The organism is Corallococcus exiguus (genome assembly GCF_009909105.1).
In the GTDB taxonomy this organism is placed as follows: domain Bacteria; phylum Myxococcota; class Myxococcia; order Myxococcales; family Myxococcaceae; genus Corallococcus; species Corallococcus exiguus.
Genome location: NZ_JAAAPK010000001.1, coordinates 173,536 through 197,735 on the forward strand (window position 1 = coordinate 173,536; position 24,200 = coordinate 197,735).

22 protein-coding genes are annotated in these 24,200 nt (G+C 68.9%); 13 read left to right on the forward strand and 9 right to left on the reverse strand.

Annotated features, from left to right (window positions below):
- Nucleotides 1-92 precede the first annotated feature (92 nt).
- Entirely contained in the window at nt 93-1,544 is a 1,452-nt protein-coding gene (locus GTZ93_RS00770; protein WP_139920641.1) for a hypothetical protein, read from the forward strand.
- Between the two features lie 108 nt (nt 1,545-1,652).
- Here the strand turns inward: GTZ93_RS00770 and infC are convergent, their stop codons facing one another.
- Nucleotides 1,653-2,393 carry a translation initiation factor IF-3 gene (gene infC, locus GTZ93_RS00775; protein ID WP_139920650.1) on the reverse strand — a complete coding sequence of 247 codons (741 nt, stop codon included), beginning with the start codon at nt 2,391-2,393 and terminating at the stop codon, nt 1,653-1,655.
- Nucleotides 2,394-2,696: 303 nt separating this feature from the next.
- Here infC and GTZ93_RS00780 point away from each other — a divergent pair, with 303 nt between their 5' ends.
- A complete protein-coding gene (locus GTZ93_RS00780) occupies nt 2,697-3,854 on the forward strand; it encodes a S1 family peptidase (RefSeq protein WP_161662599.1) in 1,158 nt (385 codons plus the stop codon).
- Nucleotides 3,855-3,961: 107 nt separating this feature from the next.
- Entirely contained in the window at nt 3,962-4,564 is a 603-nt protein-coding gene (locus tag GTZ93_RS42555; protein WP_120579737.1) for a transglycosylase SLT domain-containing protein, read from the forward strand.
- Nucleotides 4,565-4,664: 100 nt separating this feature from the next.
- On the opposite strand, the gene GTZ93_RS00790 is transcribed toward GTZ93_RS42555, so the two are convergent.
- Entirely contained in the window at nt 4,665-4,961 is a 297-nt protein-coding gene (locus tag GTZ93_RS00790; protein WP_120566963.1) for a hypothetical protein, read from the reverse strand.
- A gap of 182 nt (nt 4,962-5,143) precedes the next feature.
- Complete coding sequence (locus tag GTZ93_RS00795) at nt 5,144-5,659, reverse strand: hypothetical protein (protein ID WP_120579736.1); 516 nt, start codon at nt 5,657-5,659, stop codon at nt 5,144-5,146.
- Between the two features lie 213 nt (nt 5,660-5,872).
- Here GTZ93_RS00795 and GTZ93_RS00800 point away from each other — a divergent pair, with 213 nt between their 5' ends.
- On the forward strand, nt 5,873-6,331 hold the full coding sequence (locus GTZ93_RS00800) for a DUF2267 domain-containing protein (RefSeq protein WP_120597815.1): 459 nt from the start codon (nt 5,873-5,875) through the stop codon (nt 6,329-6,331).
- Between the two features lie 26 nt (nt 6,332-6,357).
- Here GTZ93_RS00800 and GTZ93_RS00805 read toward each other — a convergent pair whose 3' ends face one another.
- Nucleotides 6,358-7,851 carry an HAD-IG family 5'-nucleotidase gene (locus GTZ93_RS00805; protein WP_120581388.1) on the reverse strand — a complete coding sequence of 498 codons (1,494 nt, stop codon included), beginning with the start codon at nt 7,849-7,851 and terminating at the stop codon, nt 6,358-6,360.
- 159 nt (nt 7,852-8,010) lie between these two features.
- Between GTZ93_RS00805 and GTZ93_RS00810 the strand changes: the two genes are divergently transcribed.
- Both GTZ93_RS00810 and GTZ93_RS00815 read left to right on the forward strand, forming a co-directional pair.
- A complete protein-coding gene (locus tag GTZ93_RS00810; RefSeq protein ID WP_121755024.1) occupies nt 8,011-8,652 on the forward strand; it encodes an SRPBCC family protein in 642 nt (213 codons plus the stop codon).
- Between the two features lie 43 nt (nt 8,653-8,695).
- Nucleotides 8,696-9,535, forward strand: coding sequence for a DUF5131 family protein (locus GTZ93_RS00815; protein WP_139923226.1), 840 nt, complete (start codon nt 8,696-8,698; stop codon nt 9,533-9,535).
- On the opposite strand, the gene GTZ93_RS00820 is transcribed toward GTZ93_RS00815, so the two are convergent.
- Nucleotides 9,513-10,409, reverse strand: a complete 897-nt coding sequence (locus GTZ93_RS00820) for a LysR family transcriptional regulator (RefSeq protein ID WP_139923228.1) — start codon at nt 10,407-10,409, stop codon at nt 9,513-9,515. The two genes, GTZ93_RS00815 and GTZ93_RS00820, sit on opposite strands and share 23 nt — an antisense overlap.
- A gap of 87 nt (nt 10,410-10,496) precedes the next feature.
- Between GTZ93_RS00820 and GTZ93_RS00825 the strand changes: the two genes are divergently transcribed.
- Nucleotides 10,497-11,330, forward strand: a complete 834-nt coding sequence (locus GTZ93_RS00825; protein ID WP_139923229.1) for an oxidoreductase — start codon at nt 10,497-10,499, stop codon at nt 11,328-11,330.
- Here GTZ93_RS00825 and GTZ93_RS00830 read toward each other — a convergent pair whose 3' ends face one another.
- Nucleotides 11,331-11,897, reverse strand: a complete 567-nt coding sequence (locus GTZ93_RS00830) for an imm11 family protein (RefSeq protein WP_139923231.1) — start codon at nt 11,895-11,897, stop codon at nt 11,331-11,333.
- A gap of 152 nt (nt 11,898-12,049) precedes the next feature.
- Between GTZ93_RS00830 and GTZ93_RS00835 the strand changes: the two genes are divergently transcribed.
- Genes GTZ93_RS00835 through GTZ93_RS00845 form a run of 3 tightly spaced genes read left to right on the forward strand, consistent with a single transcriptional unit; the run spans nt 12,050 to nt 15,654 of the window.
- Nucleotides 12,050-13,321, forward strand: a complete 1,272-nt coding sequence (locus GTZ93_RS00835; RefSeq protein WP_161662676.1) for a hypothetical protein — start codon at nt 12,050-12,052, stop codon at nt 13,319-13,321.
- Complete coding sequence (locus GTZ93_RS00840; protein WP_139923800.1) at nt 13,311-14,885, forward strand: Tox-REase-5 domain-containing protein; 1,575 nt, start codon at nt 13,311-13,313, stop codon at nt 14,883-14,885. Before GTZ93_RS00835 ends, GTZ93_RS00840 begins: the two co-directional genes overlap by 11 nt.
- 10 nt (nt 14,886-14,895) lie before the next feature.
- Nucleotides 14,896-15,654, forward strand: a complete 759-nt coding sequence (locus GTZ93_RS00845; RefSeq protein WP_257979555.1) for an immunity 52 family protein — start codon at nt 14,896-14,898, stop codon at nt 15,652-15,654.
- Between the two features lie 12 nt (nt 15,655-15,666).
- On the opposite strand, the gene GTZ93_RS00850 is transcribed toward GTZ93_RS00845, so the two are convergent.
- Both GTZ93_RS00850 and GTZ93_RS00855 read right to left on the reverse strand, forming a co-directional pair.
- Nucleotides 15,667-16,134 carry a DUF2381 family protein gene (locus tag GTZ93_RS00850; RefSeq protein ID WP_161662600.1) on the reverse strand — a complete coding sequence of 156 codons (468 nt, stop codon included), beginning with the start codon at nt 16,132-16,134 and terminating at the stop codon, nt 15,667-15,669.
- A gap of 8 nt (nt 16,135-16,142) precedes the next feature.
- On the reverse strand, nt 16,143-17,939 hold the full coding sequence (locus tag GTZ93_RS00855) for a serine/threonine protein kinase (RefSeq protein WP_161662601.1): 1,797 nt from the start codon (nt 17,937-17,939) through the stop codon (nt 16,143-16,145).
- 239 nt (nt 17,940-18,178) lie between these two features.
- Between GTZ93_RS00855 and GTZ93_RS00860 the strand changes: the two genes are divergently transcribed.
- From GTZ93_RS00860 to map, 3 genes are all read left to right on the forward strand, one after another.
- Nucleotides 18,179-19,219, forward strand: coding sequence for a helix-hairpin-helix domain-containing protein (locus tag GTZ93_RS00860; RefSeq protein ID WP_139924038.1), 1,041 nt, complete (start codon nt 18,179-18,181; stop codon nt 19,217-19,219).
- Between the two features lie 160 nt (nt 19,220-19,379).
- Complete coding sequence (locus tag GTZ93_RS00865; RefSeq protein WP_120560747.1) at nt 19,380-19,619, forward strand: hypothetical protein; 240 nt, start codon at nt 19,380-19,382, stop codon at nt 19,617-19,619.
- Nucleotides 19,616-20,617 (forward strand): type I methionyl aminopeptidase, encoded by a 1,002-nt coding sequence (map, locus tag GTZ93_RS00870; RefSeq protein WP_161662602.1) that lies wholly within the window; start codon nt 19,616-19,618, stop codon nt 20,615-20,617. The genes GTZ93_RS00865 and map overlap by 4 nt, the downstream gene beginning before the upstream one ends.
- Nucleotides 20,618-20,701: 84 nt before the next feature.
- Here the strand turns inward: map and pulA are convergent, their stop codons facing one another.
- The gene (gene pulA, locus GTZ93_RS00875) at nt 20,702-24,145 is read right to left on the reverse strand and encodes a pullulanase-type alpha-1,6-glucosidase (protein ID WP_139918972.1); all 3,444 of its coding nucleotides are present in this window, start codon (nt 24,143-24,145) and stop codon (nt 20,702-20,704) included.
- Between the last annotated feature and the right edge of the window lie 55 nt (nt 24,146-24,200).

Genomic DNA, 24,200 nt, shown 5'->3' on the forward strand with positions numbered 1-24,200 from the left:
CAGGCGAGCAGGCGGCGACCCTTTTTCCCACCTTCTTTCGTCCCTCCTTCCCCACCAGTTTCCCGGCGGGGAATCCAACGGAAGGGGTGGGCATGGGTTGGGCGGCGGTCACAGGGCTCCTGCTGGCGGGCATGACGGCGGCGACACCGCCCTCGGCCATCCCGGTGCGGGGAGGCAACGCGCTGACGCTGCCCGCGCACCGGCACATCGTGCGCGTGTCCCGCAGCGAGGGCTCCGTGCTGCTCGCGGCGGTGCAGCAGGGCGGACAGGACGGGCACGGCCTGCGGATGTTCCGCAGCGACAACGGCGGCAGCACCTGGAAGCAGGAGGGCATCATCCACGACGGCTCCACCTACGACCGCGCGGACCTGGTGGTGGTGGGCAAGGACGTGGCGCTCGTCTACGCGGTGGAGACGCCGGACAGCGCGGGCATCAGCGGCTCCACGTCACGCGACGTGTATTTCCAGTGGTGGCGCTACAGCGCGTCCAAGAACCGCTGGCTCCCGGACACGCCCGTGCGCGTCTTCGACTCCACCAGCTCCAGCACCGCGTACTACCGCGCGGAGCTGGCGCGCGACTCCAAGGGCCGGCTCTGGGTGCAGGCCTTCTTCCGGGAGAAGGACGCGAGCAACACGCTGGTCGTCTCCGTGAGCAGCGACGGCGGCTCCACCTTCCGCACCCAGTCCGCGCTCGCGCACGGCGTCCCGAAGCGCGGGGGCGGGCGGCTCATCAGCCTGGGCAGCCGGCTGATGATGCTGTGGAGCTCGCACGACGGGCACGACACCACGCACTACCGCATCCGTGATGACAGCGCGTCCGTGTCCAGCTGGTCCTCCACGCGCACCGCCTTCTCCGACGGCATCTACCACGGCGCCGCGATGAGCGCGGTGGCGGACGGGAATGGCGGCCTGCACCTGGTCTACAAGGACAACTCCGAACGGCTGCTGTACCGCCGCTTCGACGGCAACGCCTTCGGCTCCGCGGTGAAGGTGCTGGAGGACGGGGACTGGGCCACACAGCCGGCGCTCGTGCGCGCGGGCAGCAGCCTGTACGTCTTCTACAACCAGCCCCGGAGCGACGGCACGGGCTACCGGCTGTGGGTCCGCGCGCTGTCCTCCAGCGGCAAGCCGGGCGCGGGCAAGGAGCTCGCGTCGGTGTCTGGCTTCGCGGGCTACCCGGCGGCGCCGGACGTGCTGCCCTCGGGCGTGCCGCTGGTGTGCTTCTTCGGCATCGAGCCGTCCTCCGGCTCCAGCTACCGGCTGTCCTTCTTCTCCACCAGCGCGTCGTCGCTCAAGTCCCAGGCTGTGGCGGCGAAGCAGGCGCCGGATGAAGACGAGGACGGCGAGCGGTTCACCGCGACCGGAAGCCCGTCTTCGTCCCCGCCACCGCAGGACCCCGGCGTGCTGGCGAGCGCCATGACGAGCCCCTCCCAGCAGGCGATGGCCGCCGGGTGTGGCGGTGCCAGCGCGATGCTCGCGGTGGGCGTGACGTTCATCCTGATGGAGTGGGGCCGTCGCCGGCGCACGCGGGTCCTGCCCGGCTAGCGGGGCGAACCACGAAAACGAACGCGGGCGGTCTCCCCGGGACGCATCCCAAGGGGCACCGCCCGTGTACGCGTCTCCCGGTGAGGGGAGACGCGAGCCTGCGTGCGACTACGTCGTCGCGGGCGCGGCGTCCGGCGCTTCGTCCGTCGTGTCGTCGTCGGCCTCGCTGGCGCCGTCGGATTCGACCGGGGCCGTGGAGGCACCGTCCGCACCCGGAGCCTGGGGCTTCTTGCCGGTGCCAGGGGGCGGGGACTTGCGAGCGGCCGCAGCGGCCTGCCGCGCCTGCTCACGCGCCTTCTGAGCGACCTTCGGCGTGGGGGCCAGGATCATGTACATCTGCCGGCCTTCCATGCGCGGCAGCTGCTCCGCCACGGCCACGTCCTTCAGGTCCTTGATGACGTCATCGAGGATGGCGCTGCCCAACTCCTTGTGCGTGATTTCACGCCCGCGGAACTGGATGACGACCTTGGCCTTGTTGCCCTCTTCGATGAACCGGCGGGTGTTGCGCACCTTGAACTCGTAGTCGTGCTCCTCCGTCTTGGGACGGAGCTTCACTTCCTTGAGCTGGATGACCACCTGCGTGCGCTTCGCGTCCGAGGCCTTCTTCTTCTCCTCGTACTTGAACTTGCCGTAGTCCATGATCTTGCAGACCGGCGGCTTCGCCATCGGGCTGACTTCGACCAGGTCGAGCGACTCGGAGCGGGCCTTTTCCAGCGCCGCCTCGATGGTCATGACTCCGAGCTGCGAACCGTCGGAGCCCACGACACGGACTTCCCGCGCGCGGATGCGGCGGTTGGTTCTCTGGTCCCTGTTGGGACCCCGGCTGCTGTTTCTCTGTTCGCGAATGATGTGAACATCCTCCAAAAAGGGTTGCAGACCCACCACCCGTGAAGATGTGGCAGGCCACTCAATGTGGCAGTCCCCTCCGGCGGAGAAGGCAGGCAGACAAGCCTTCAGCCCCTCGGGGCAGGGAGACGTGCAACGGACTCTATCCGGTTCACGTCCCCCAGGGGCAAGGTAACGCGGGGCACCCCCCCATTCCCATGGCCCCTGTTGCCTATGATGCGCCCCATGGCGAAACGGTCCACCGCGTCCGCTAGGGACAGGACAGGATGCCGACCCCGGGGGGTGGTTGCGCTCGGGGCCTCCCTGATGCTTGGCTGCTTGCCCTCCTGCGGGCCTGTGGACCCCAAGCCCTCCGGACCCGCCGGGGGCCCGGGCCAGGCCCTGGTCCAGGGGACGGACGCCCCCGGGGACACGGCGGCGGTGGCGCTGGTGGCCCGGCGCACCCGCTGCGGAGGGGAGGCGCCAGTGCTCCTCTGCTCGGGCGCCCTCATCGCCCCGGACGTGGTGCTGACGGCGGCGCACTGTCTGGCCGTCTTCGGGGAGGCGGGCCCCTACGAGGTCTTCCTGGGCCCCACACTGCTCCCGGAGCCCGGGCCCGGCGGGCGGTTCGTGCGGGTCACCCGGGCGGTGGCCCACCCGGAGTTCGTCCCGGCCACGCACACCTGGGACGCCGCCCTCCTGCGGCTGGCGGTGCCCGTGACGGACGTCCCGCCCTTCCGGCTCCCCCAGGCCGGGGACGTCCCGGTGGCGCCGGGAGACCCGGTGCGAGCGGTGGGCTACGGGGACACGAAGGACGCGGCCCGACCCTCGGGCCAGCGGCGCCAGGGCCTGCTCCAGGTGACGGGCGTCACCGGCAGCGCCTTCCAGGCTGGCCCCGCGCCGGCCATGACCTGCGTGGGGGACAGCGGAGGCCCGGTGTTGGGGGGCCCGGCGGGGAACGAGGTGCTCCTGGGCCTCACCGTCAGCGGTGACGTGGCCTGCCGGACCGAGGCGGTCCAGGTGCGGGTGGACGCATTGGAGGACTTCGTCCGCCCCTTCCTGGAGGAAGCCCCACCCCCCGCGCCCGCGGAGACGCTTCCCCTGGACGCCCTCTGTGAGGAGGCCTGCGCGAGCGACGCGGACTGTCCCTCGGGCCTTCAGTGCGTCAGCGCCGGGGGCGCCCCTGCCCGGTGCCTGCTGCCCGCGCTCCAGGCCGGGACCTACGGCGTGGCCTGTACGGAGGACGCCGCCTGCGGTGAGCAGGGCGTGTGCGCCCGGCTGGAGGTGGACGGCGACGACGCCTGCCGCTGCTTCACCCCCTGCGAGGCCACCGTCGACCCGCTGACACCGGACATGGACCGGCCCGACGTCAAATGCGGGTGCGCCGCGAATCCCAGTGGCTTGGGGGCTACACTCGCCGTCCTGCTGGGGCTGTTCTGGCGACAGTCCCACCGCAGGATTCCAGGAGGTCGGTTCCGGGCGTGACTCTGCGTGAAAGCGCCTACAAAACCGCAAATGTAGGCGAAACTCCGCGAATCAATCTCCGAGAATCAGGCATACACGTTTTCGGCAATCGCGAAGGTCCTTCCCCCATGGACTACAAGATCAAGTCTGGTGACACGCTGGGCGCGCTGGCCAAGCGCTTCAACACGGACGTGGATTCGCTGGTGAAGGCGAACCCGAACATCACCAACAAGGACCTCATCTACGCGGATGCGAAGCTCAACATCCCGGGCAGCAAGGATGAGTTCCAGGCGGAGGGTGTCGCCAAGGGGCCGGACCTGACGGGCGGCGCGCAGCAGACGCAGGGCTCGCAGGCCGTGGGTGACGTGCCCCCGGGCCAGGTGGGCGACTGGATCAAGCAGGCCATGGACATCCTCAAGGCCAACGGCGTCCCGACGGACAAGATGAACCCCCAGGACATCGCGAAGATCATCCAGCACGAGTCCAGCGGGAACCCGAACGCCATCAACAACTGGGACTCCAACGCCCAGAAGGGCACCCCGTCCATCGGCCTGATGCAGACCATCCAGCCGACGTTCGACGCGTACAAGCTCCCCGGCCACGACAACATCCGCAACCCGGTGGACAACATCATCGCCGGCGTCCGCTACTCCATCGAGCGCTACGGCTCCGTGTCCGACGTCCCCGGCATCAAGGGCCTGAGCAACGGCAGCGGCTACGTCGGTTACTGACCGGCGCTGATAGCACCCAGACGCATCGCGCCCCGCGGTGGAAGACGGCCTTTCCGTCTCCCACGCGGGGCGTCGTCATTTCAGCGGAGGGCGTGTGCCCTCAGCCCCCGTGCAGCCGGGAGCGCTCGCGAGGACCACCCGCGCGCTTGATGTGAATCTGGCTGGGCGCCTTCTTGCGCCCCCGAAGCCCCGTGCCCCGGTTGTTGCGCTTGGGGCCGTGGTCGCCAGCGGCGGGGCCCAGCGTCACGCGCTTCAGTTCCTTCTGTCGCAGCAGCGCCGCCGCGTCGTCATGGGCCAGCGTCTTACGCCCCTTGCTGGCCTGTACGCTCGGCTGGGCCGCATGGGGATCCACGCGTCGCTTGTTCTTGATGCCTGCCACTCGGGTCCGCACGGACATGAAAGTCCTCCTTGGAACTGAGGTAGGGACCCATACGGGGCGTTGCCATCCCTGGCGACGGGCGGGACAGGGGCCGCCTCGGGAGCATGCCGGGACGCGGGCGCCCGGTGGCGCGGGACGACAGGGGACACGCGGGCTGACGGTCTCCCGGGAGCGGGAATCCCGCCAGGCGCGGCCGGTGATCAGGTCAGGTCTTCGTTGTCGCGGCGGGCGCGCTTCTTCGCCTTGGGCTTGCTGGACTTGCCCGCCTTCGCCTTGGGCTTCGTGGTCGTCTCCGGCGGGAACAGCCAGCCGTCCTCGGGGCGGGGCTGGGAGGCGTTCACCGGCTCCAGGTGCTGGCCGCGGCAGCCCCGGCACCAGGACTGCGGACGGCGCTGGCCCTGGCTCATGATGCGGAAGCCGAAGTCCTGCTCCGTGGGGCCCACGTGGTTGCAGCGCGGGCAGCGCGTCATCGACGTGGTGCCCGTCTCCCGGGCCTTCTCCCGTCCGTGCTCCACCACCAGCGCCAGCGCGGCGGCGAACCCGAGCTTGCGCTCCGTGGGGACGTGGAACTGACGCGCGCGCTTGCGGTTGCCCCGGCCCATCACGGGCAGGAGGTCCAGGCCTCCCAGGAGGTTGCGCTGCTCCAGGACTCGCGACGGAGACGATGGCGGGGTCGAGTGGCTCACGCGATCATTTCTACGGGAGGGGTCTGACATGGCCGGTCCACGCGCCGGGTCGCCAGGTCCCGCTCCATTCGGAGGTCTGGACACATGTTCAGTAACCCCTGGCATTTCCAGGGGATTCCCCCGGCGGCCGGGCGGGAGTGGGGCACAAGGGGGTGGGGCCCGCCTGCCTGCCGGGCGATGACGGGCGTTCCGGTGACCACCTTCCAGGAGGTCCCGTCCCCCCTTCGCCCAAGGTGTGCCCACATGGCCCAGGCCCATGAAACCGAAACCGAGAAGCAGGAACGCCACGCGCGGCGGCACGAAGCCCACCTGCGCGCCACCTACGCGGCGTTCATCCACCACGTCTGCGATTTGAGTGCCCTGCCTCCCGCGCTCGCGGAGTCCGCCGCCGTGTCGGTGCTGAGCGCGCTGGAGCGCCGGCTCATGCCCAACGGGGCGCGGAATCTGGAATCCCAGCTGCCGCGAATGCTGGTGGAGTTCCTGCCTCCGCCGGAGGAGCGCCCCCGGCACCCCCACCGCTTCGGTCGCGAGGAGATGATTGCGTCCGTCGCGGAGGACCTCCAGATGCCGGTGGACCAGGCGGAGCTGGTGGTCCGCGCGGTGCTGCGCGCCTTCCAGGACCAGATATCCGAAGGCGAGGCGGACAAGGTCGCCAGCAACCTGCCCGCGGACCTGCAGGCCCTCTGGCGCCTCACGCAGTAGTCGCGAGGCGCCGCGAGGGCTCTTCGCTACTCCGCGGGGCCGCTGCCCGCGCCGTCCCCGGTGGTGAACACCGGGGTGCCGCCGGGGATGCTGGGGTCGTGCGGGAGGCTGCCGCGAGGGCTGCGCAGGTAGACGAACGGCGTGGCGAAGAGGAAGTTGCTCACGCGCGACGTGTAGATGTCCGCGTAGCGCTCCACCTGCCGCGCCAGATGGCTCTTGTCGTTGCCGGCGCGGGTGAGCAGGCCCCAGTGCGGGTTGGACAGCTCACCGGCGGCGCGGGCCATGGGGCCCAGCTCCGCGTCCAGCGCCTCCAGCTCCGCGCGCAGCTCCGTGAGCCGCGCCACCAGCTCTCCCTCCGCGACGTCCGAGCGGGGGCCGTAATGGTGGCGACGGCGCTGGATCTCCAGGCGCACCTGGCAGCTCTCCGCCTCCAGGCGCTCCTTCTTGAGCATGCGCTCGCCAATGCGCACCTCGGTGGCGCGGAAGGCGGCGATGGCGCGCACCTCGTCCTCCAACTCGCGCAGGATGAGCGCGGTGCGCCAGCGCAGCACGTTCTTGCTGACGTGCACGTCGCCGAACATGTGGTCGCCCACGTAGAGGATTTCGTCGCCGGACAGGCCCAGGTGCCGCTCCAGCTCCAGCGCGCTGCCGCCGAAGTAGGGCTTGTTCTTGTCGAGCGGACCGGAGTGCGGCCGCAGCAGCGCCTCGCCGTTGGCCTCCACCACCTCGAAGAGGGTGGAGCGCGTGGTGAAGAACTCGGGCTTGCGCGCGCTGACGATGACCACGTCGAAGAGCTGGCGCCAGGTCATGCCCTCGGGCAGGTGCCGGTCGAAGGCGAAGTGCATCATGGGCTCGGTGTAGGCCCACTCGCTGTTGGTGATGAGCAGCACCTTCTTGCCGGCGTTCTTCTGGTCCAGCAGCGCGAGCGGCGTCTCCGGGTCGTCGATGACGTAGCGCTCGGGGTCCGCGATGATTTCCGCCTTGAGGCGCCCCTGCATGTGCGTGGCGTCCAGGTTCTTGCGCACGTGCTCGTAGAGGTCCGCGTAGCCCATGGGACCGGGGAGCTGGCCGGCGTCCAGGCGGTCCACGAGCTGCGCGTAGATGCAGGCCTCGGAGAGGGAGAACAGGGTGTTGAGGAACACCCAGCGCCGGTCCGCCAGGTCGATGACGGTACGGGTATAGGCCTCGCGCTGGGACTCGAAGTCCATGGGGCGGCTGCCGTGGAGGGCCTTCTTCACGAAGCCGAAGCGGTTGGCCTTGAGGAGGTTGCCCTTGGCGGTGTCGATGATGAGGCCGCGGATGGCGAGCATCGGGTCGAAGGTCAGGTCGGCCACGGGCCAGCCCTGCTCCACCAGACGGTCGCGAATGTATTCGTAGGCGCGGCGTTCCCACGCTTCCACGCGGTAGTGGATGAGCGTGTAGTCCATGTCGTAGCCCACGGCCTTGATGGCGCGCATGTTGAGGGTGCGGTTGCAGAACAGACCGCGTTCGGGCGGGGGACCGGAGAATTGAGGAGCCATGGGAGCAAGGCTTGCCAAGGCTTGCACGCAAAGTCGAGCGGCCCGTGTGCCCGAGTCGCTCCGTGGGCAGGCCCGGGTCGTTCGGGTGTCGGAAAGATGGGATACAGGTGACGCACGCGCCGCGAGGGCCGGCGGCGCGCGGAACCGAAGGGCAGACACATGTTGGGAATGACTCGGCGGTGGGGCCTGGCCCTGGCGGTGGTGCTGGCGGCGGGCGTGGCGGGGGCGCAGGAATGGGAGACGGTGGCGACGAAGCCCTTCGTGATCAAGGTCCGGCCCCGTCCGGGGACGAAGGCGAAGGACATCTGGGCGGAAGGCGAGCTCAAGGCGAGCGCCGCGCAGATCCAGGCGGCGCTGGAGGACCAGGCGTCGTACCGGCTCTTCATGCCGTACGTGAAGGAGTCGCGGGTGGTGCGGCCCACGGATGACGGCGGGCGGCTGACGTACACGCGGCTGGACCTGCCGGTGGTGTCCTCGCGCGACTACATCTGCCACGTGGTGACGGAGTCGAAGGTCGCGCCGGACGGGACGGGCGTGTACCAGCAGCGCTGGAAGGCGGAGCCGGACGCGTTCCCCGCCAGGCGGGACGTGGTGCGCCTGCGGCTGAACGAGGGCAGCTGGAAGGTGGAGCCCAAGGGCGAGGGCACGTCCTGGGTCGTCTACAAGTTCACGGTGGACCCCGGAGGTTCCGTCCCCGGGTTCCTGGCCAGCGTGGGGCAGAACGACGCGGTGGTGGACACGCTGCGCGCGGTGGAGAAGCGGGCGAAGTCGCTGCCCGTGGAGCCGCCTCCCGCGAAGTAGCGGGGGATGGAGGCAGGCGGGCCGGGTGTTCCCTCCAGACGCCATGGCTGACAACTCCAAGATTGAGTGGACGGACGCGACGTGGAACCCGGTGCGCGGCTGCGTGAAGCTGAGCCCCGGGTGCAAGCACTGCTACGCGGAGACGTTCGCGGAGCGGTTCCGGGGCGTGCCGGGGCATCCGTACGAGCAGGGCTTCGACCTGAAGCTGATTCCGGGGAAGCTCGCCGAGCCGCTGCGCTGGAAGGCCTCCAAGCGCGTGTTCGTGAACTCGATGAGCGACCTGTTCCTGGATGACGTCCCGGAGGCGTACATCGAGACGGTGGCGCGGGTGATGGCGCTGGCGGACTGGCACACGTTCCAGGTGCTGACGAAGCGCGCGGAGCGGATGCGGCGGCTGCTGTCCACGCGGCTCGCGTTCGCGGCGAGGCTGCCAAACGTCTGGTGGGGCGTGAGCGTGGAGGACCGCAAGTACGGCCTGCCGCGAGTGAAGCACCTGCAAGCGGCGCCCGCGCGGGTGCGCTTCCTGTCCATCGAGCCGCTCTTGGAGGACCTGGGTCCGGTGGACTTCACCGGCATCGACGGAGTGATTGTCGGAGGCGAGAGCGGAGCGAAGGCGAGGCCGCTGGACCCGGAGTGGGTGCGCTCGGTGCGCGAGCAGTGCGACGCGGCGGGCGTGGCCTTCTTCTTCAAGCAGTGGGGCGGTAAGCGCAAGGCGGCGGCCGGGCGGGTGCTGGATGGGCGCACGTACGACGCGCTTCCCCGGAGCACGGCGGCACCGTTCCCCGACGAGGCCCGACGTCCGCGGCTGCTGGATGATGCCGAAGCGCTGGCGGCCCCGTGGCTGTCGCCGCCGGGCGTGATCAGCGCCGCCGCTTCAGCTTGAAGAAGTCGATGAGCGCCTTGAGCTTGGGCGCCACCTGGGCGCGGCTCGGGTAGTAGAGGAAGAAGCCGGGGAGGGTGGTGGAGTACGGTTCGAGCACGCGCACGAGCCGCTTCTCCGCGAGAAGCTTCCGGATGCGGCTCTCTGGGACATAGGCGAGCCCCAGCCCGGCGACGGCGGCGTCCAGCACCAGCTCCGCGTCGTCGAACACCGCGCGGCCCTCGACGGCGACCTCGATGCGCTTTCCGCCGTCGCTCAGCCCCCAGCGGAGGAGCCCGCCGGTGGTCCGGCTGCGGTAGTTGATGCAGTCGTGGTCGCGCAGCTCGCGAGGGTGCTTCGGCTTGCCGCGGTTCGCGAAGTACGCTGGCGAGCCCACCACGTGCATGACGATGTCGCCGCTCACGGGGATGGCGATCATCTCGCGGTTCACGAGCTCACCGACGCGGAAGCCCGCGTCGAAGCCCTGCTGGACGATGTCGACGAGCACGTCGTCCAGATGGATGTCCACGCGGATGTCGGGATGGGCGGTGAGGAACTCCGCCAGGCGAGGGCCGAGCACCTCCTGGTAGCCGTAGCGGGGCAGTGTCAGGCGCAGCAGCCCCGTGGGCCGGTCGCGAAGCTCGCCCAGGGACTCGAAGGCGTCCTGCACGCCGTGCATCGCGGGTTCGAGCCGCGACAGGAAGCGCGAGCCGGCCTCGGTGAGTCCCACGCTGCGGGTGGTGCGCTGGAGGAGCCGCACGCCCACGCGTACTTCCAAGGCCCGGAGGCTCTGGCTCACCGCGGAGGGAGTGACCCCGAGCTCCGACGCGGCGGCGGTGAAGCTGCGTCTGCGAGCCACCGCGAGGAACGCCATCAGGCCGGAGAGGTCGTCGCGCATTCCTTAGCGTAGCTACAAAGTGCATCCAGAGACGACGCGTTTCGGAGCGGAGGCCCGGGGCGTACTTCATGGGCCACGGAGGCAGTCATGAGCGCACAGGGCAAGGTCTGGTTCGTCACGGGGTCGTCGTCTGGGTTTGGCCGCAACATCGTGGAGGAGGTCATCGCGAGAGGGGAGCGCGTGGTCGCGACGGCGCGAGACCCGCGCACGCTGGAGGACCTGGTGGCGAGGGCCCCGGACCGGGTGCTCGCGGTCCGGCTGGACGTGACGAAGCCAGAGCAGGTGCAGGAGTCCATCACGGCGGCGTTGAAGCGCTTCGGTGCCATCGACGTGCTGGTGAACAACGCGGGCTACACGTTGTTGGGGGCGGTGGAGGAGACGAGCGACGCGGAGCTGCGAGCGGCCTTCGAGCCGCTGTTCTTCGGAGCAGTGGCGATGACGCGAGCGGTGCTGCCGCACATGCGGGAGCGGAGGACGGGCACCCTCGTGCAGCTCTCGAGCGTGTCCGGGCTGGTCCCATACCCGGGCGCGGGTGCGTACAGCGCGGCGAAGCACGCCCTGGAGGGCCTGTCCGAGTCGCTGGCGAAGGAGGTCGCGCCATTCGGAGTGAAGGTGCTTATCGTGGATCCGGGCATGTTCCGCACGAAGCTGCTGGGCCCATCATTCCGGCCGATGCCAGAGCTGCCGGCCTACGCGGAGTCGCTGGGGCCCATGCGCGCCTGGGTGGCGCAGTCCGCCGGCACGCAGCCCGGGGACCCCGTGAAGGCGGCGAAGGCCATCGTGGACGCCGTGGACGCGGGCTCCCCGACGCTGCGGCTGTTCCTGGGGCCGGACGCCCCCGCGGCCGTCCGCGAAAAGCTCGCGCAGGTGCTGGACGACGTGAACCGCACGGAGCAGGTCGCGCTGTCGATGGGGTTCTGATCAGACAGGCGTGAACAGCGCGCCGGTGGTCTTCAACGACTCCAGGCCCTGTTTGATCTCCTCGGAGATGAGGAGCGGGCCTGGCCAGCCCTTGGCTCGAAAGGCACGTGCATTCGCGATGCGAGCGGGATCGACGTGGAGATCCCGCACGGAGGAGTACTGCCCCACCTTCTCCGGGATGCCATCCTCCTCGCTCCAGAATCGCACGCGGGATGCTCGCTCGTCGATGCACTCCAGGAGCCGGGTCACGACAAGGATGCAGTACTGGTCGGGCTGGCCGGGAACCTCCACGGGTACAAGCTGCACATCCTGGGGGGCCCTTTCGAGGAAGACGTTCGCGATCCGGACGTGAACGAGAGGAACGCTGAGTCCCGCGAGCGAGAAATCGAGCGGGCGGCCTGGAACATCAATGGGAACCCGGAGCCTGGGCGGGACTGCGATGGAGCGTCCCTCCGTGAACTGCCAGGGGTCCTCCAGTTCGGCACCGTCCGGTTGTGTCGGATGGGTGAGGTGCCAACGCCCAGGTTGCTGAACGTCGTCATGAAGTTCGAAGAAGCGACGGCTCATGGGTGACTGGATTCTGAGCCAAGGGCTCCGGCAAGGCTGTCGGACCCGCCGAGTATGACCTGGTTCCACTCCCCATGCAGGGACGCAGCCAGGAGTCACGATCGATGGGCGGTCGCCGGTGGATGGTGCTGTGGTTGGGACTCCTGCCTGCAATGGACGCAATTGCATCTCCGCCGGACTCCGAGGACTCAGCAGAACAGTCGGTGTATTCGCTGACGCGGCTGGAGGTGACGACCCTGGCATTGTTGCCGCGTGCTGGCGCAGGCGCGGATGAAGGCTTCGCCCAGATCGAGCCCACGCTCATCCTCGACGGTGGCCCGGAGCTCGGCGTCAGCCTGGGCGCTCCCGTGCGGTTGCGGCTGTGGGGCGGCGAGAGAGGTACGGGGCGCTTGCGGCGCGAGGACTGGGACAGTCCGTCGGACTGGGGCCAGCTCGTGCGAGCCCTCAAGCTGGGCTCGGACCCATCGCCCGTGGGTGTCTGGTTGGGCGCCCTGGAGGACTACAGCCTGCTGTCGGCGCATCTGGTGCGCCACTACTCCAACCGGACGAACCCCGACTACCACCCGGCGGGAGGCTTTCTCACGGGCACCCTGGGGCCGCTCTACACGGAAGCGTTCGTCTCGGATGTGCTGGGCGCGCGGTTGATGGGCGCGGAGCTCTCGCTGGACGTTCAGCACCTCCTCTTCGGACGAGGCCGCGAACCCGGGCGCTACACGCTCGCCGTCTCCGCCGTGCACGACTGGGGACGGGCCGGAGGACGTACGTCCGCAGTGACGCTGGCGCATCTGGACGGAACGGCGGTGGTGCTGACGCGTCCGGGCCTGGAAGCGCACCTGCTGATGGGATGGGGAGGACGGCTAGGTGAAGGGGGCGCGTGGGGGGCGGTGGTGGGGGCTGGCGCGGACGCGGGGACACCCACGCTGGACCTCTCGTTGCGGCTGGAGGTGCGCAGGCAGCACGGAGGCTTCCGACAGGGCTTCTTCGGGCCGGACTACGAACTGGCCCGCTTTCGAACGGCGAGCCCGGACGGAGCCCCGCTGGCGACGGCTTCCTTCCCGGATGGCTACTCCCTCCAGGGCGAGGTGCGGGCGGGCTGGGATGCCGTGAGCTACGGCGGGCTGCAACGGCACCTGCGATTGTCGCTGAGCGCGGAGGCCTTCTCCTGGGGCCGTTTGGACGTGGACGGCAGGGTGGCGGTGCAACTGCTGGGACGCGACCTGGAGGTGGCGCTGAAGGGCTTGGGGATGGGCCTGGGACAGCCCGGAGCCCGCTACCTGGGCGCGGCGGAAGCACGTTGGCGGGTCCTCGCGGGGAAGCTCTACGTGATGGGCACGGGCGGCACGTTGTTGTTCCCGGAAGAGGACGGAACGCTCCGACCCGGAGCATTCGCTTCGGTGGGCCTGGGGGTGGACAGTGCGCGCTGAGGCTTTGTGGGTGTGCCTGGCCGTGCTCGTCACTGGCTGCACCCCGCTGCGGCCCGTGTCCGGCAGGAGCCTGAGCTACACGCCGCGCACGGTCGCGGTTGAAGCATCCCCTGAAGCATCCTCGCACGCAGCCATCGTCGAGCCCGCGGAGGAGATGCCTCGGCTGCACCGTCGCAAGGCCATCCGCCAAGAGGGAACGGGCGCGAGTCCAGGCCGTGTGGCCGTGGCCGCGAGTCCGGCACTCCAGGAGGATGTCTGGGAGAAGTTGCTGACGGACGCGGGGCTGGAAGCGGGCGACGAACGGCCGCTGCCGGGAGGATCGCTCACCTCCATGCAGGCGGCGCGGCTCCTGACCCTGCTGCTGCGCAAGCCCGTGACGCTGGGAACGTTTCCCGCCCGTATGGCCGTGGGACAGGTGTTGCGCGAGGTGCTGGCGGAAGGCGCGGTGTCGCGCGACGACCTGTCGCGCAGGGTCGAGCGCTACAGCCGGGTCGCGGTGTTGCGGCCAGACGGCTACCTCGCCTGGGTGTGGAATGGCCGCACGCAGCAGAAGGCCGGAGCCGTGGAGTGGAAGGACGGCGCGTTCCGGGCAGGCCCCTTCGAACTGGGCCGCTTCTACGTGAGCAATGGTTTCGTCTTCCAGCTCGCGGACGAGCAGCTGGCGCCAGTGAACGGTCCGGTGTTCGTCGAGGTGTATAGCGACGCCGACATCATTGGCAGGACGCTGGACGGGGCGGAAGCCGCGGTCGTGAAGCTGGCGCTCGCGCTGGGGAAGTTCTTCACGTACCCGTTGGACAGCGTCACCGCGTTGAAGGACCTGCCCGCGGGAGTGGCCGCGCTCCTCGCGTCATCGCCCGAGTACTTCGAGCGCTTCCGGTTCATGTCTCGAGGCGACCAGATGCGGACCGTGGCCGAGCTGGCCACGAACCTCCTCCTGACCACAGGCTCCGCGACATCCGCGACGCGAACAGTGACAGGAGCCCTGACGGGTGCCGAAGCAACGGTGCCGGTCCTGTCGCTGTCCGCGCAAGGAGCGCTCACCATCGAGCGTGTCTCGGTGCCTGTAGGCCGCGCGGCCTCGGTTCTTGGGGGAGGGCCAGGGGCGGCCATCGTCCTCCAGCGTGCGTCCACGGCGACGCAGGGAGGTGCCCCCTCCAAGGGCCCCGGCCAATGGGGACCCGTGAAGGAGTCCATGAAGCCGCGTGCCCGGCGCTACCAGGAGCAGATCACGGGGCACACAGCGGATGAGGCGTACTGGGTGGGAGGCACCAGCACGCAAGCCGGAGGAGTGAAGTTCGACGGTTTCAAGGACGGCGTGCTACTGGAGGCCAAGGGGCCCGGCTACGCGAAGTTCTTCGACGGCCTGGAGCCCAAGGCGTGGTTCAAGAATTCAGGTGCGGCTGACCTTGTTGCACAAGCAAAGCGCCAGAATGAGATCGTTCGAGGCATGGGTATCCTCATTGAGTGGCATGTGGCGGAAGCCGGGGCCGCCCAGGCCATTGAATGGTTGCTTGAGAGCGAAACCATCAGCGTTATCAAGGTCATCCACACCCCAGCGCGCTGAGGAGAAACGCGTGACCGCAAGCTTCGAAACCACAACCTGGCCTGAGATGTACTACGCAGGTGCCTATTGGGGACCGCGCGAGGAATCTCCCGAAGAGTGCGCGCGGCGCACGGCGGAGTTTCTCAACTTGCTTTCGCCGTACGATCCGCTCCTGGCAACTTGGTACAAGCCTACCCGGTCACTCAAGGACGTGCGCAAGTACCCGCTGATGCCACCTGACCTCAGCACTCTCACGGAGTTGTTCCGACGCGGGGTGAATCGAGAAAGGGGCGGGCCGGTCTTTGCATCGCTCGGCTTTAGTTTCTCGTTTGGCAATGGCGGGCTGGAGACTGACGGTGTGCACCTGCGAATGACTTGTGGCTGTTACAGTGAGGTCAATGCCAACGTCTGTGTCATGTCCCTTCCGAGTAAGGGCCCCCATACAGAGCGGCTGATGTCAGTGCCCGTGTTGAGCGGAGTGCTGCGCAGCATGGCGCTCGCTCTCGACCCTGACTGGGCGGTCGCCGGATCTCATGAGTACCGCAAGCAGATGAACGCGGACTCGACAGCAGGTGCGTTCGTCGGTTGGGTCACGTACCAGTCGCGACGCCGGGGGACAGTGCCACCGCTTCCCGCGCCAGTCCGCATTGAGCCAGTTGAGGACAAGGGCGCGCTCATCATCCTCTCGCCAGAGCGCATCTCCGCGAGGAACCCCGAGCACATCGAGCAGGGCCACCGTATCGGAGCACTGCTGGCCAAAGCAGGGCTCATGCGGCCCGTCATGCCCTGACCTGCGGATTGATCAAATGGAAGGAAACCGCACTCCTGGAAGGACGAGCAGCCGTGTGCCTTCCGCGTCCAAAAGTTCCAGCGTGTAGACACCGCGAGCTTCCCGGGGCTGCGCTTCGGCTTCAACGATGATCATGGCGGATCCGATTTCGGAGTCTGGATCCCGCTCGATGACTTCCACGACCTTCAAGGCCTGATGGTTCGGTCCACTGAGGACCGCCCTGGTGGCTTTGCCGGAGAGCGGCATCCCTCCAGAGAACTCCAACTGCACGGCGACCCGGCGTACAGAGCGGAAGCTCCTGACACGGAAATCTCCGCCTGAGGGACTCGTGACGAGTTCCTCCATTTCCAACGTCTGGACTCCTCCTTGCCCCAGGATCTTTTCGGAGAGGAGCACTGCCAGCCCCACGTCGGTGCAGGCCTGCTTGTCGGACGCGCCTCCATCCGCGGCTGCCAGAAACGGAACCAGGAACAGGAGCACGCGCCCTCCTATTCGTCGTACCGCCACACGCCCTTCACGGATATCAGGTTGGGAACGATGGCGGTGTTCTCGTCCCCCCCTTCACTGCGAGGAACGCCCCGCGTGCGATCCGGGTTGAACCAGAGTTCGACACAGACAGGAAATGTTTCACCGGTCTTTTCCTGACGCAGTTGGGTGAAACGGCCGTAGACCCGTTTGGAACCCACATAGAGCGTGCCCGTCAGCATGGAACCGTGCCTGACGCGCCCCTCTGCGCCATGCGTGTACACGGCAGCACGTCCCTCGCGGACGGTGACGAGCCTGGAGCGCACAGTCGGCTCGAGCTTGGCAGCCCACTGCACGCCTTCGATTTCCAGCTTCTGCATCGCCGCCTGCGCATCCAATGGACAGTCCTCGGCGGGAGGCGTGGGACGATCCACCAGGGGGGCGCTGGCGCAGGCCATGCCCGCCATACAGGTCGCAAGCGCAGCGGTCTTGAGTGCACGGGCAGGCTTTGGAGACGGCGGGGCAGGGGGCTTGGTCGTCACGGGAGCGTGTTCCTCTTTCTGCGCTGCCACGGGGGCGGCGACGGGAACACTGTGCGGGCGGTCCGGCGTGATCGCTAATTTATGACCAACAGGGGCGGAAACACTCTCTGGGACCCCTGGGGTTGTATGTGGAGTCCACCCCCGAAGCAGGACCTCCCAGGTCCCGGGTCCCGCCAGCAGCAATCCCAGGCACACCACCACGCCCACCCACCCCCAGGCCGGGAACCGACGCGGGGCCACCGGCTCGGGAACAGGCCGGGGCCTTGGCGCGGGCTTCAGGTACGGCTGCGCGGGCCACGCCGGACGGCGGATCTGATTCGGCGTGCCCGGAATTTCGTCGAAGAGGTGCGCCTCGAACGCCGCCGCTCCACCCGAGAGCAGCCCTCGCATCAGCTCCGAGTGCGCTACCTCCCCCGTGCGAGGCCTCTGTTCCGGCTCCTTCTCCAACAGCCGCAGGATGGCCCTCGACAGGGGCTCCGGCACCTGGGGGTTGATGTCCCGGGGAGACGGCGGCAGCCGCTCCGTGATGGCCACCGCCAGCAGCTCCGGCTCCTGCCCCGGCGGGAACGGGTAGTGCCCCGTGACGGCCCGGTACAGGCACACACCCAGGGCATACAGGTCATCCGCCTCCCGGTACGGATAGCGCAGCTCCGGCTGCCTCCAGTGGCGCTGCTGGAACCGGATGGCCTCTGGACTGCGCAGGTGCAGCGTCCCCGGGGGCAGGGTGGTGGTCGTGAGCGTCGCGGCCCCCGTCTGGTCACCCGCCCCGAAGTCGATGAGCACCGGCACCTGCTCCCTCGCGCGGATCAGGATGTGCTCCGGCTTCAGGTCGCGGTGCAGCACGCCTCGCGCATGCAGCACGCCCAGTGTCATCGCCACCGAGCCGCCCACCATGGCCACCTGCCGGAACGTGGGGTTGACCGTCTCCGTCCAGAGGTGGAGCGCCATCCCCTCCACGCAGTCCATGACGAAGTACGGCAGCCCCTCCACCGGATCCGGCCACCGCCCCGTGGCATGCACCCGCACCACGTTCGGATGCCACGCCCGGTCCAACAACAGCGCCATCTCCCGCAGCGCCCGGGCCGGGTCCGGATGCAGCGACAGCTTGAGCGCGAAGCTCCGCCCCGGCGCGTCCAGCGGCTCCACCCGGTAGACCGCGCCGTACCCGCCCACTCCCAGCGTCCCCTGCACGCGCCAGCGCCCCACCACCGCGCCGGGCTGGAGCGCCCCCGGGAACACCTGTGACCCTTCCTGACCCATGGACTCCCAGGGTCGCATGAATTCCACTCAACCTGGAAGGTCGATCGGGGCCGGGCGCCGGAGACAACCCTGGGTCCGTGTGTTCTCACGTCAGGAAGTCTCGCCTCGTGGACCCGGGCGGAACGCTGTCAGCGGAACAGAGGGGCGGTGACCGAAATGTGACACGAACAGGGCGCGTATCGGGCCGGTGGTGTCAGACGGATTTGATGTATTAAGCCGCGTCTCATCGCGGTAATCCCCCCATTCAGGAGTCCCTGATGCGTCGTCTTGGCTCAGCCCTTCTCGCCGTGAGCATGCTCGTGGGTTGCGGTGCCGGTTCCGAAGCTGGAACCACCCCCGAGTCCGGCTCCACCACCCCGTCCGCCGAGCAGCAGCAGCAGGCGCCCATCCTCACCACGACGAACGTCGACGTGGCCATCGAGTGCTCGGGCATCCTCGAGTTCGCGAACACGGCGTCGTACTCGCTCCTCGACCGTTACCTGCCCAGCAACGTGGTCACCAACCTCGTGAACCGCCGCGCCACCACGCCGTTCACGTCGCTGGCGGACCTGTCCACCGTGCCGCTCGTCGGCCCGGCCCGGCTCAAGCAGCTGGAGGGCGGCGCCCGGACGATGGACTTCATCGACGCGGACTGTGTCGGCATCCTGGATGGCATCGCCATCTCCCGTGACGACCAGACCGCCATCGTCGCGCTGGTGAACAGCATCGACGACTCGGAGCTGCACGACGTCCTGCCGGACGCGTGGAACGGCGCCGTGAACCTGCTCAACGCGCGCCCCTTCGCCAACGCGCAGCAGATCGCCGACACGGCGGGCATTGGTGACGTGAGCTTCCGCAACATCCGCAACTCCGCCACCCTGAGCCGCCCCCTGGAGGCGCTCTTCACCGCCATCAACGCCATTCCCTCCAACGGGTCCTACGGCGCCACCACCCTGCGCCACTTCGACTGGTGGAACATCGCGTCCGCCAACCACTACTACCGCGACGACAAGACGTGCTTCGGCCTGGAGCCCACCAGCGTCCCCTACGGCGCCTCCATCCGCCCGAACCTGGCCGATGCCGCCGAGGTGCGCGCCGAGGTCCAGCGCGCCTTCAACTACGTCGGCGGTAACACCAAGGTCTCCACCACGGTCCGTGACGCGGGCTTCGCGAACCTGGACGCGCTGACCCAGGGCCGCTCGTTCAAGGGCTGCATCATCACCTACGAGAACGACCCCTGGAGCCGCAACACCGTCCACATCTACGTGGACACCGTGAACGGCTTCAGCGTGATGACCGAGACCTGGTGGGCAGAGTAGTCCTCCCCACCTGACGTCCCTGCCGTCCCGAAGCCCCGGGTTCCCTCATGGAGCCCGGGGCTTTGTCGTGTCCGGAAGCAGGCAGGCCCCTGGAGGGCAGCCTCCCGGCCCGGGAAGGAATCCGTGCATCCCCGTGTGTCTACGGGTATAGACACGCCCCATGTGCCCCCTGGTGAACACGAAGGACCTGATTGACGCCCAGGAGGTGGCGGGCCTGTTGCGCCTTGCCCACCCCAACAGCGTCAGCACGTACCTGCGCCGGTACCCGGACATGCCCCGTCCGGTGCTCGACCTGGGCGCCGGGCGCCCGCGCCTCTGGCTCAAGCCCCAGATGCTCCGCTGGGCCCGCGCCCGCCAGGCCGCCGCCACTACCGACACAAGCTCCCGAGGCTCCCGATGACCACCGCCACCCCCCGAAACGCCCCCGCCGTCCTCCCCGGGCCCAATGACGCCTGCTGGTGCGGAAGTGGCTCCAAGTACAAGAAGTGCCACCGCGGCGCGGACACCGTGGAGGCCCGCCGCAAGGGCGCCGACACCAACCGCAAGGGCATCCGCCCCGGCATCGTCGGCCCCCGCCGCGTGGTGCCGCTCACCATCGGCCGGCCGGACTACGCGGACTCCGTGGCCGGCCGTCCCTCGCGCTCGCGCAACGAGCCGGACGTGAAGTCGGCGGACGTCATCGCCCGCATGCGCCGCGCCTGCCAGGCCGCCGCCCAGGTGCTGGCGGAGACCGCGCAGCACGTGCGCGTGGGCATCACCACGGACGCGCTGGACGCCATCGCGCACGAGGCCTACCTCAAGCGCGGCGGCTACCCCAGCACGCTGAACTACCACAAGTTCCCCAAGTCGCTCTGCACCTCCGTCAACGAGGTCATCTGCCACGGCATCCCCGACAGCCGCGCGCTGGAGGACGGCGACATCGTCAACCTGGACATCACCATCTACCTGGATGGCGTCCACGGCGACTGCTCGGCCACGTACCTGGTGGGCAACGTGGAGCCCCAGCACCAGCGCCTGGTCCAGATCGCGAAGGAGTGCCTGGACATCGGCATCGCCGCCGTGAAGCCGGGCCGGCCCATCAGCGACATTGGCCGCGCGGTGGAGGCCCACGCCGTGAAGAACGGCACCAGCGTGGTGCGCGCCTACTGCGGCCACGGCATCGGAGAGACGTTCCACACCGCGCTCCAGGTGCCGCACTACTACGAGCCCGAAGCCGACACCGTCATGCAGCCCGGGATGATCTTCACCGTGGAGCCGATGATCAACCAGGGCCACTGGGACCACCGCACGTGGAACGACGACTGGACCGTCGTCACCGCGGACGGCCTGCGCAGCGCCCAGTTCGAGCACACCCTGCTCGTCACCGACACGGGCGCGGAGATCCTCACCGTCCCCTGAGCTTCTCCAACCCCTGAAACACCACGGGCCCCGGACGCGCTTCGCATCCGGGGCCCGCTTCATTTCCAGTCCAGTGCCTTCAGGCTACGCGCGGCGGCGGCGCAGCTTCAGCGCCAGGCCGCAGAGCATCAGCAGGCTGGTGGCGCCCAGGGGGCCGGGCACCGTGCTCTGGCAGTTGCAGCCGTCGGACTCGTCCGGGTCCTGGGGGTCCTGCGGATCCGGATCCGGGTCCACCACCGCGTCGTCGGTGACGAACACGGCGGTGCTGCGCGCCGGCACCGTGAAGCCGCCCGTGGCCGCGTCGTACGCGGAGGTGCGCACCACCGGGTCCGTGGAGGCCTGAAGCACCGGGTGCAGCTTGAGCTTCAGGGACTTGTACCCGTCCGCCTTGAACGTCTGTGCGTCGTCCGTGCCGTTGAACAGCACGATGGCGCGCTTGCCCTCGGCGTTCGTGCCGTGGTCCTGCATGGCCATCACGATGAGGCCCGGAATCTGGTCCGGACCGGTGTTCTCGAAGCGCACCAGCTGCTTCACCTCGTCACCGGTGCGCAGGCGGAACAGCCGCGAGCTCTTGCGGATGGTCAGCATCTCCTCGAAGTGGTCGCGCGCCCGGACGATGTCCGCGTTCGCCGGCTTCAGCGCCGCGTCCGCCAGCATGGGCTTGAAGAGCGCCCAGCGGGCCCGGCCGTCGTCGTTGTCCTCCACGATGGGCAGCCCCACGCCCCAGTTGTTCGACTGGTAGGTCCAGTCAAGCCGGTTGAACCAGTCACCGGAGTTGTAGCTGTTGCGGTCCAGCGACTTGGAGCGCAGCAGCTCGTCGCCCGCGTGGAAGAACGGGATGCCCTGGCTCAGCGCCACCAGCGACACACCCAGGTTGTTCATCCGCACGCGCTCGGCCATGGGCAGGTCGCGCCGCGCCTTCAACTGCACCGCGTCGAACAGCGTCTCGTTGTCGTGCGCGGAGACGTAGGTGATGACCTCCTGCGGGTCCAGCGTGTAGCCGACCGGGGTCCCCTCGTTGTACTTTACCTCCGCGCCAGTGACGGACTTGCCGGTGGCGTCCACCAGCGTGTAGTCCTTCAGGTTGCCCGTCAGGCCCACGCGGATCCAATCGCCGTAGAGCAGCAGCCGGTCCTTCTGCGCCGCCTCCGTGCCCTGGTTGGAGCTGTTCGGGTCGGACAGCAGGCCGCTGATGAAGCCCTGGTCCTGGAGCCCGCTGAAGGGGCCACCGCCGCGGGCCGCGTCGCGCAGGCGGTCGTTGAACGTGCCGATGCCCGTGCCCGCCATGTTGAGCTGCGTGGCGTTGGTGCCGCGCGCGTTCTTCTGCACCTCGCCGAAGTCCCAGCCCTCGCCGTAGACGTAGATGGCCTTGCCGTCCACGCCGTCCTTCTCCATGGTGAGCGCGTCCAGCGTGGCGCGCAGCTTCACCATGTTGGACTTCATGTGGTGGCCCATCAGGTCGAAGCGGAAGCCGTCCACCTTGTACGCCTTGGACCAGGTCACCACGGAGTCGATGAGCAGCTTCTCCATCATCGCGTTCTCGGACGCGGTGTTCTGGCAGCAGGTGCTCGTCTCCACGTTCCCGTCGTCGCTGAGGCGGTGGTAGTAGCCCGGGACGATGCGGTCCAACACGCTCTTGGCGTTCTGCCCGGAGGAGTTGGTGTGGTTGTAGACCACGTCCATCACCACGCGCAGGCCGTGCTGGTTGAGCGCCTGCACCATCTGCCGGAACTCCACCGTGCGCGTCGTGCCCTGCGCGTTGGTGGAGTAGCTGCCCTCCGGCACCGTGTAGTGGTACGGGTCATAGCCCCAGTTGAAGCCGTCCAGGTCCGCCACGGCCTTCACCGCCGCCTGCTGCTGGTCGGAGTCCGGCGGCAGCGACACCAGGTCGCCCGCGGGGTGCTGCTGCGCCGCGCGGTCCTCGTTGATGGTCGCGATGTCGAACACCGGCAACAGGTGCACGTGCGTCAGGCCCGCCTTCGCCAGCCGGGTCAGGTGCTTCATTCCGTCGGACTCGTGCGTGAACGCCTTGAACGTGCCGCGCTCGTTCTCCGGCACCGTCAGGTCGTTGATGCTGAAGTCGCGCGCGTGCAGCTCGTAGAGGACGATGTCCTCCGGGGCCTCCAGCACGGGCTTCGCCAGCGTGCTCCAGCCCTGCGGCGCGAGCGCGGGGTCCGAAAGGTCCACGATCTGGCTCAGCTCGCTGTTGATGGAGAGGGACACCGAGTAGGGGTCCGTGACGCGGTTGGTGACGACCTTGCCCTCCTTGCGGGCGTAGACCTCCACCTCGTAGAGGAAGTAGCGGTTCTTCCACGTCGCGTCGCCCGTCGCGCTCCAGACGCCCTTGTCGCCGGCCGTCATGGCCACGCGGGTGAAGGTGGACGTGGGGGTGCCGTCCGCGAAGAGCAGCAGGTTCACGCTCTTGGCCGTGGGGGCCCACAGGCGCAGCGTGGGGATGCCGTTCTCGAACGTCGCGCCCAGCGGCCCGTCATACGTGTCCAGGTCGTCCAGCACGCCCGCGAGCTGCGCGCTGGTGGCGTCCAGCAGCACGCCCGCCGTGTTCGTCGCGGACAGGGCCACCTGGCCCTTGAGCCACGTGGCCGCGTTGGCCACGTCCGCCTCGGCGAGCTTCAGCACCGTGCGGCCCTGGAGGTTCTTGAAGCGCTCCGCCTGCGCGGGGGTGAGGCCCGCGGCGTCCACCGTCAGCGTCACCGCCGTGCCGCCCTGCACGCCGGTGCTGTTCAGCGTCATGCCGCCCGTGGGCGCCGTGTGCAGCTTGAACACCGTGCCCGCGGGCACCGCGACCTCCGGGCTCCACACCACCGTGTCGCGCGAAATCCAGTGCGCCCGCGCCAGCAGCAGGTCCCCCGCCGGAGCGTCCGCGGCGCGGATGGTCACCTTCTTGGAGGCACCCGAGTCGAAGGTGATGATCATCTCCTGGTTGTCCCTCTCCACCTCGAAGGCCGCGTTGCTGCCCGGGTAGGCGGTGCCCCAGTTTTCGTCGAGCGCGACCTTGCACTCGTAGATGCCCGCCGTCAGCCCGGTCGTGGTGAAGGTGTAGATGCCGTCGCCGTCCGGGTCCTGCATCATCGTGCGCAGGCAGTCCGGGGACCAGTCACCGGGACAGCCCAGCTTCGCCTGGAGCGTGCCCGCCACCGTGGCGATGGTGCTGGAGCGGTTGCTCGTCACGTACAGCGTGTTCGCGTCGAAGTAGAACTTCACCGCGCCCGCCGTCGTCTGCGTCAGCACCACGTTCGCGCCGCCGGGGCCGCCGTGCGTCTGCGCCAGCGAACCGTCCAGCGCGACCTTGAAGTGCCAGGTGCCCACCGGCACGTTGAACGAGCCCTGCCACTTGTCGTCCGCCGCGTCGTACGTCAGCGCCGTCTGCGCGCAGGTGGGGTCGTTGTCGGAGGCGCAGCCTGCCTCGCTCTGCAGATCGCCAACGACCGTCACCGACGTGGGCGCCGCCAGCGCCGACAGCGGCACGAGCGCCGCCAGGAGCCCGCCTAACGCGAGCGCTCGCGTCATGCGGGGAACCGCGAATGGAACTCTCAGGGGAAACCTCCAAGGGGGGTGTAAATCC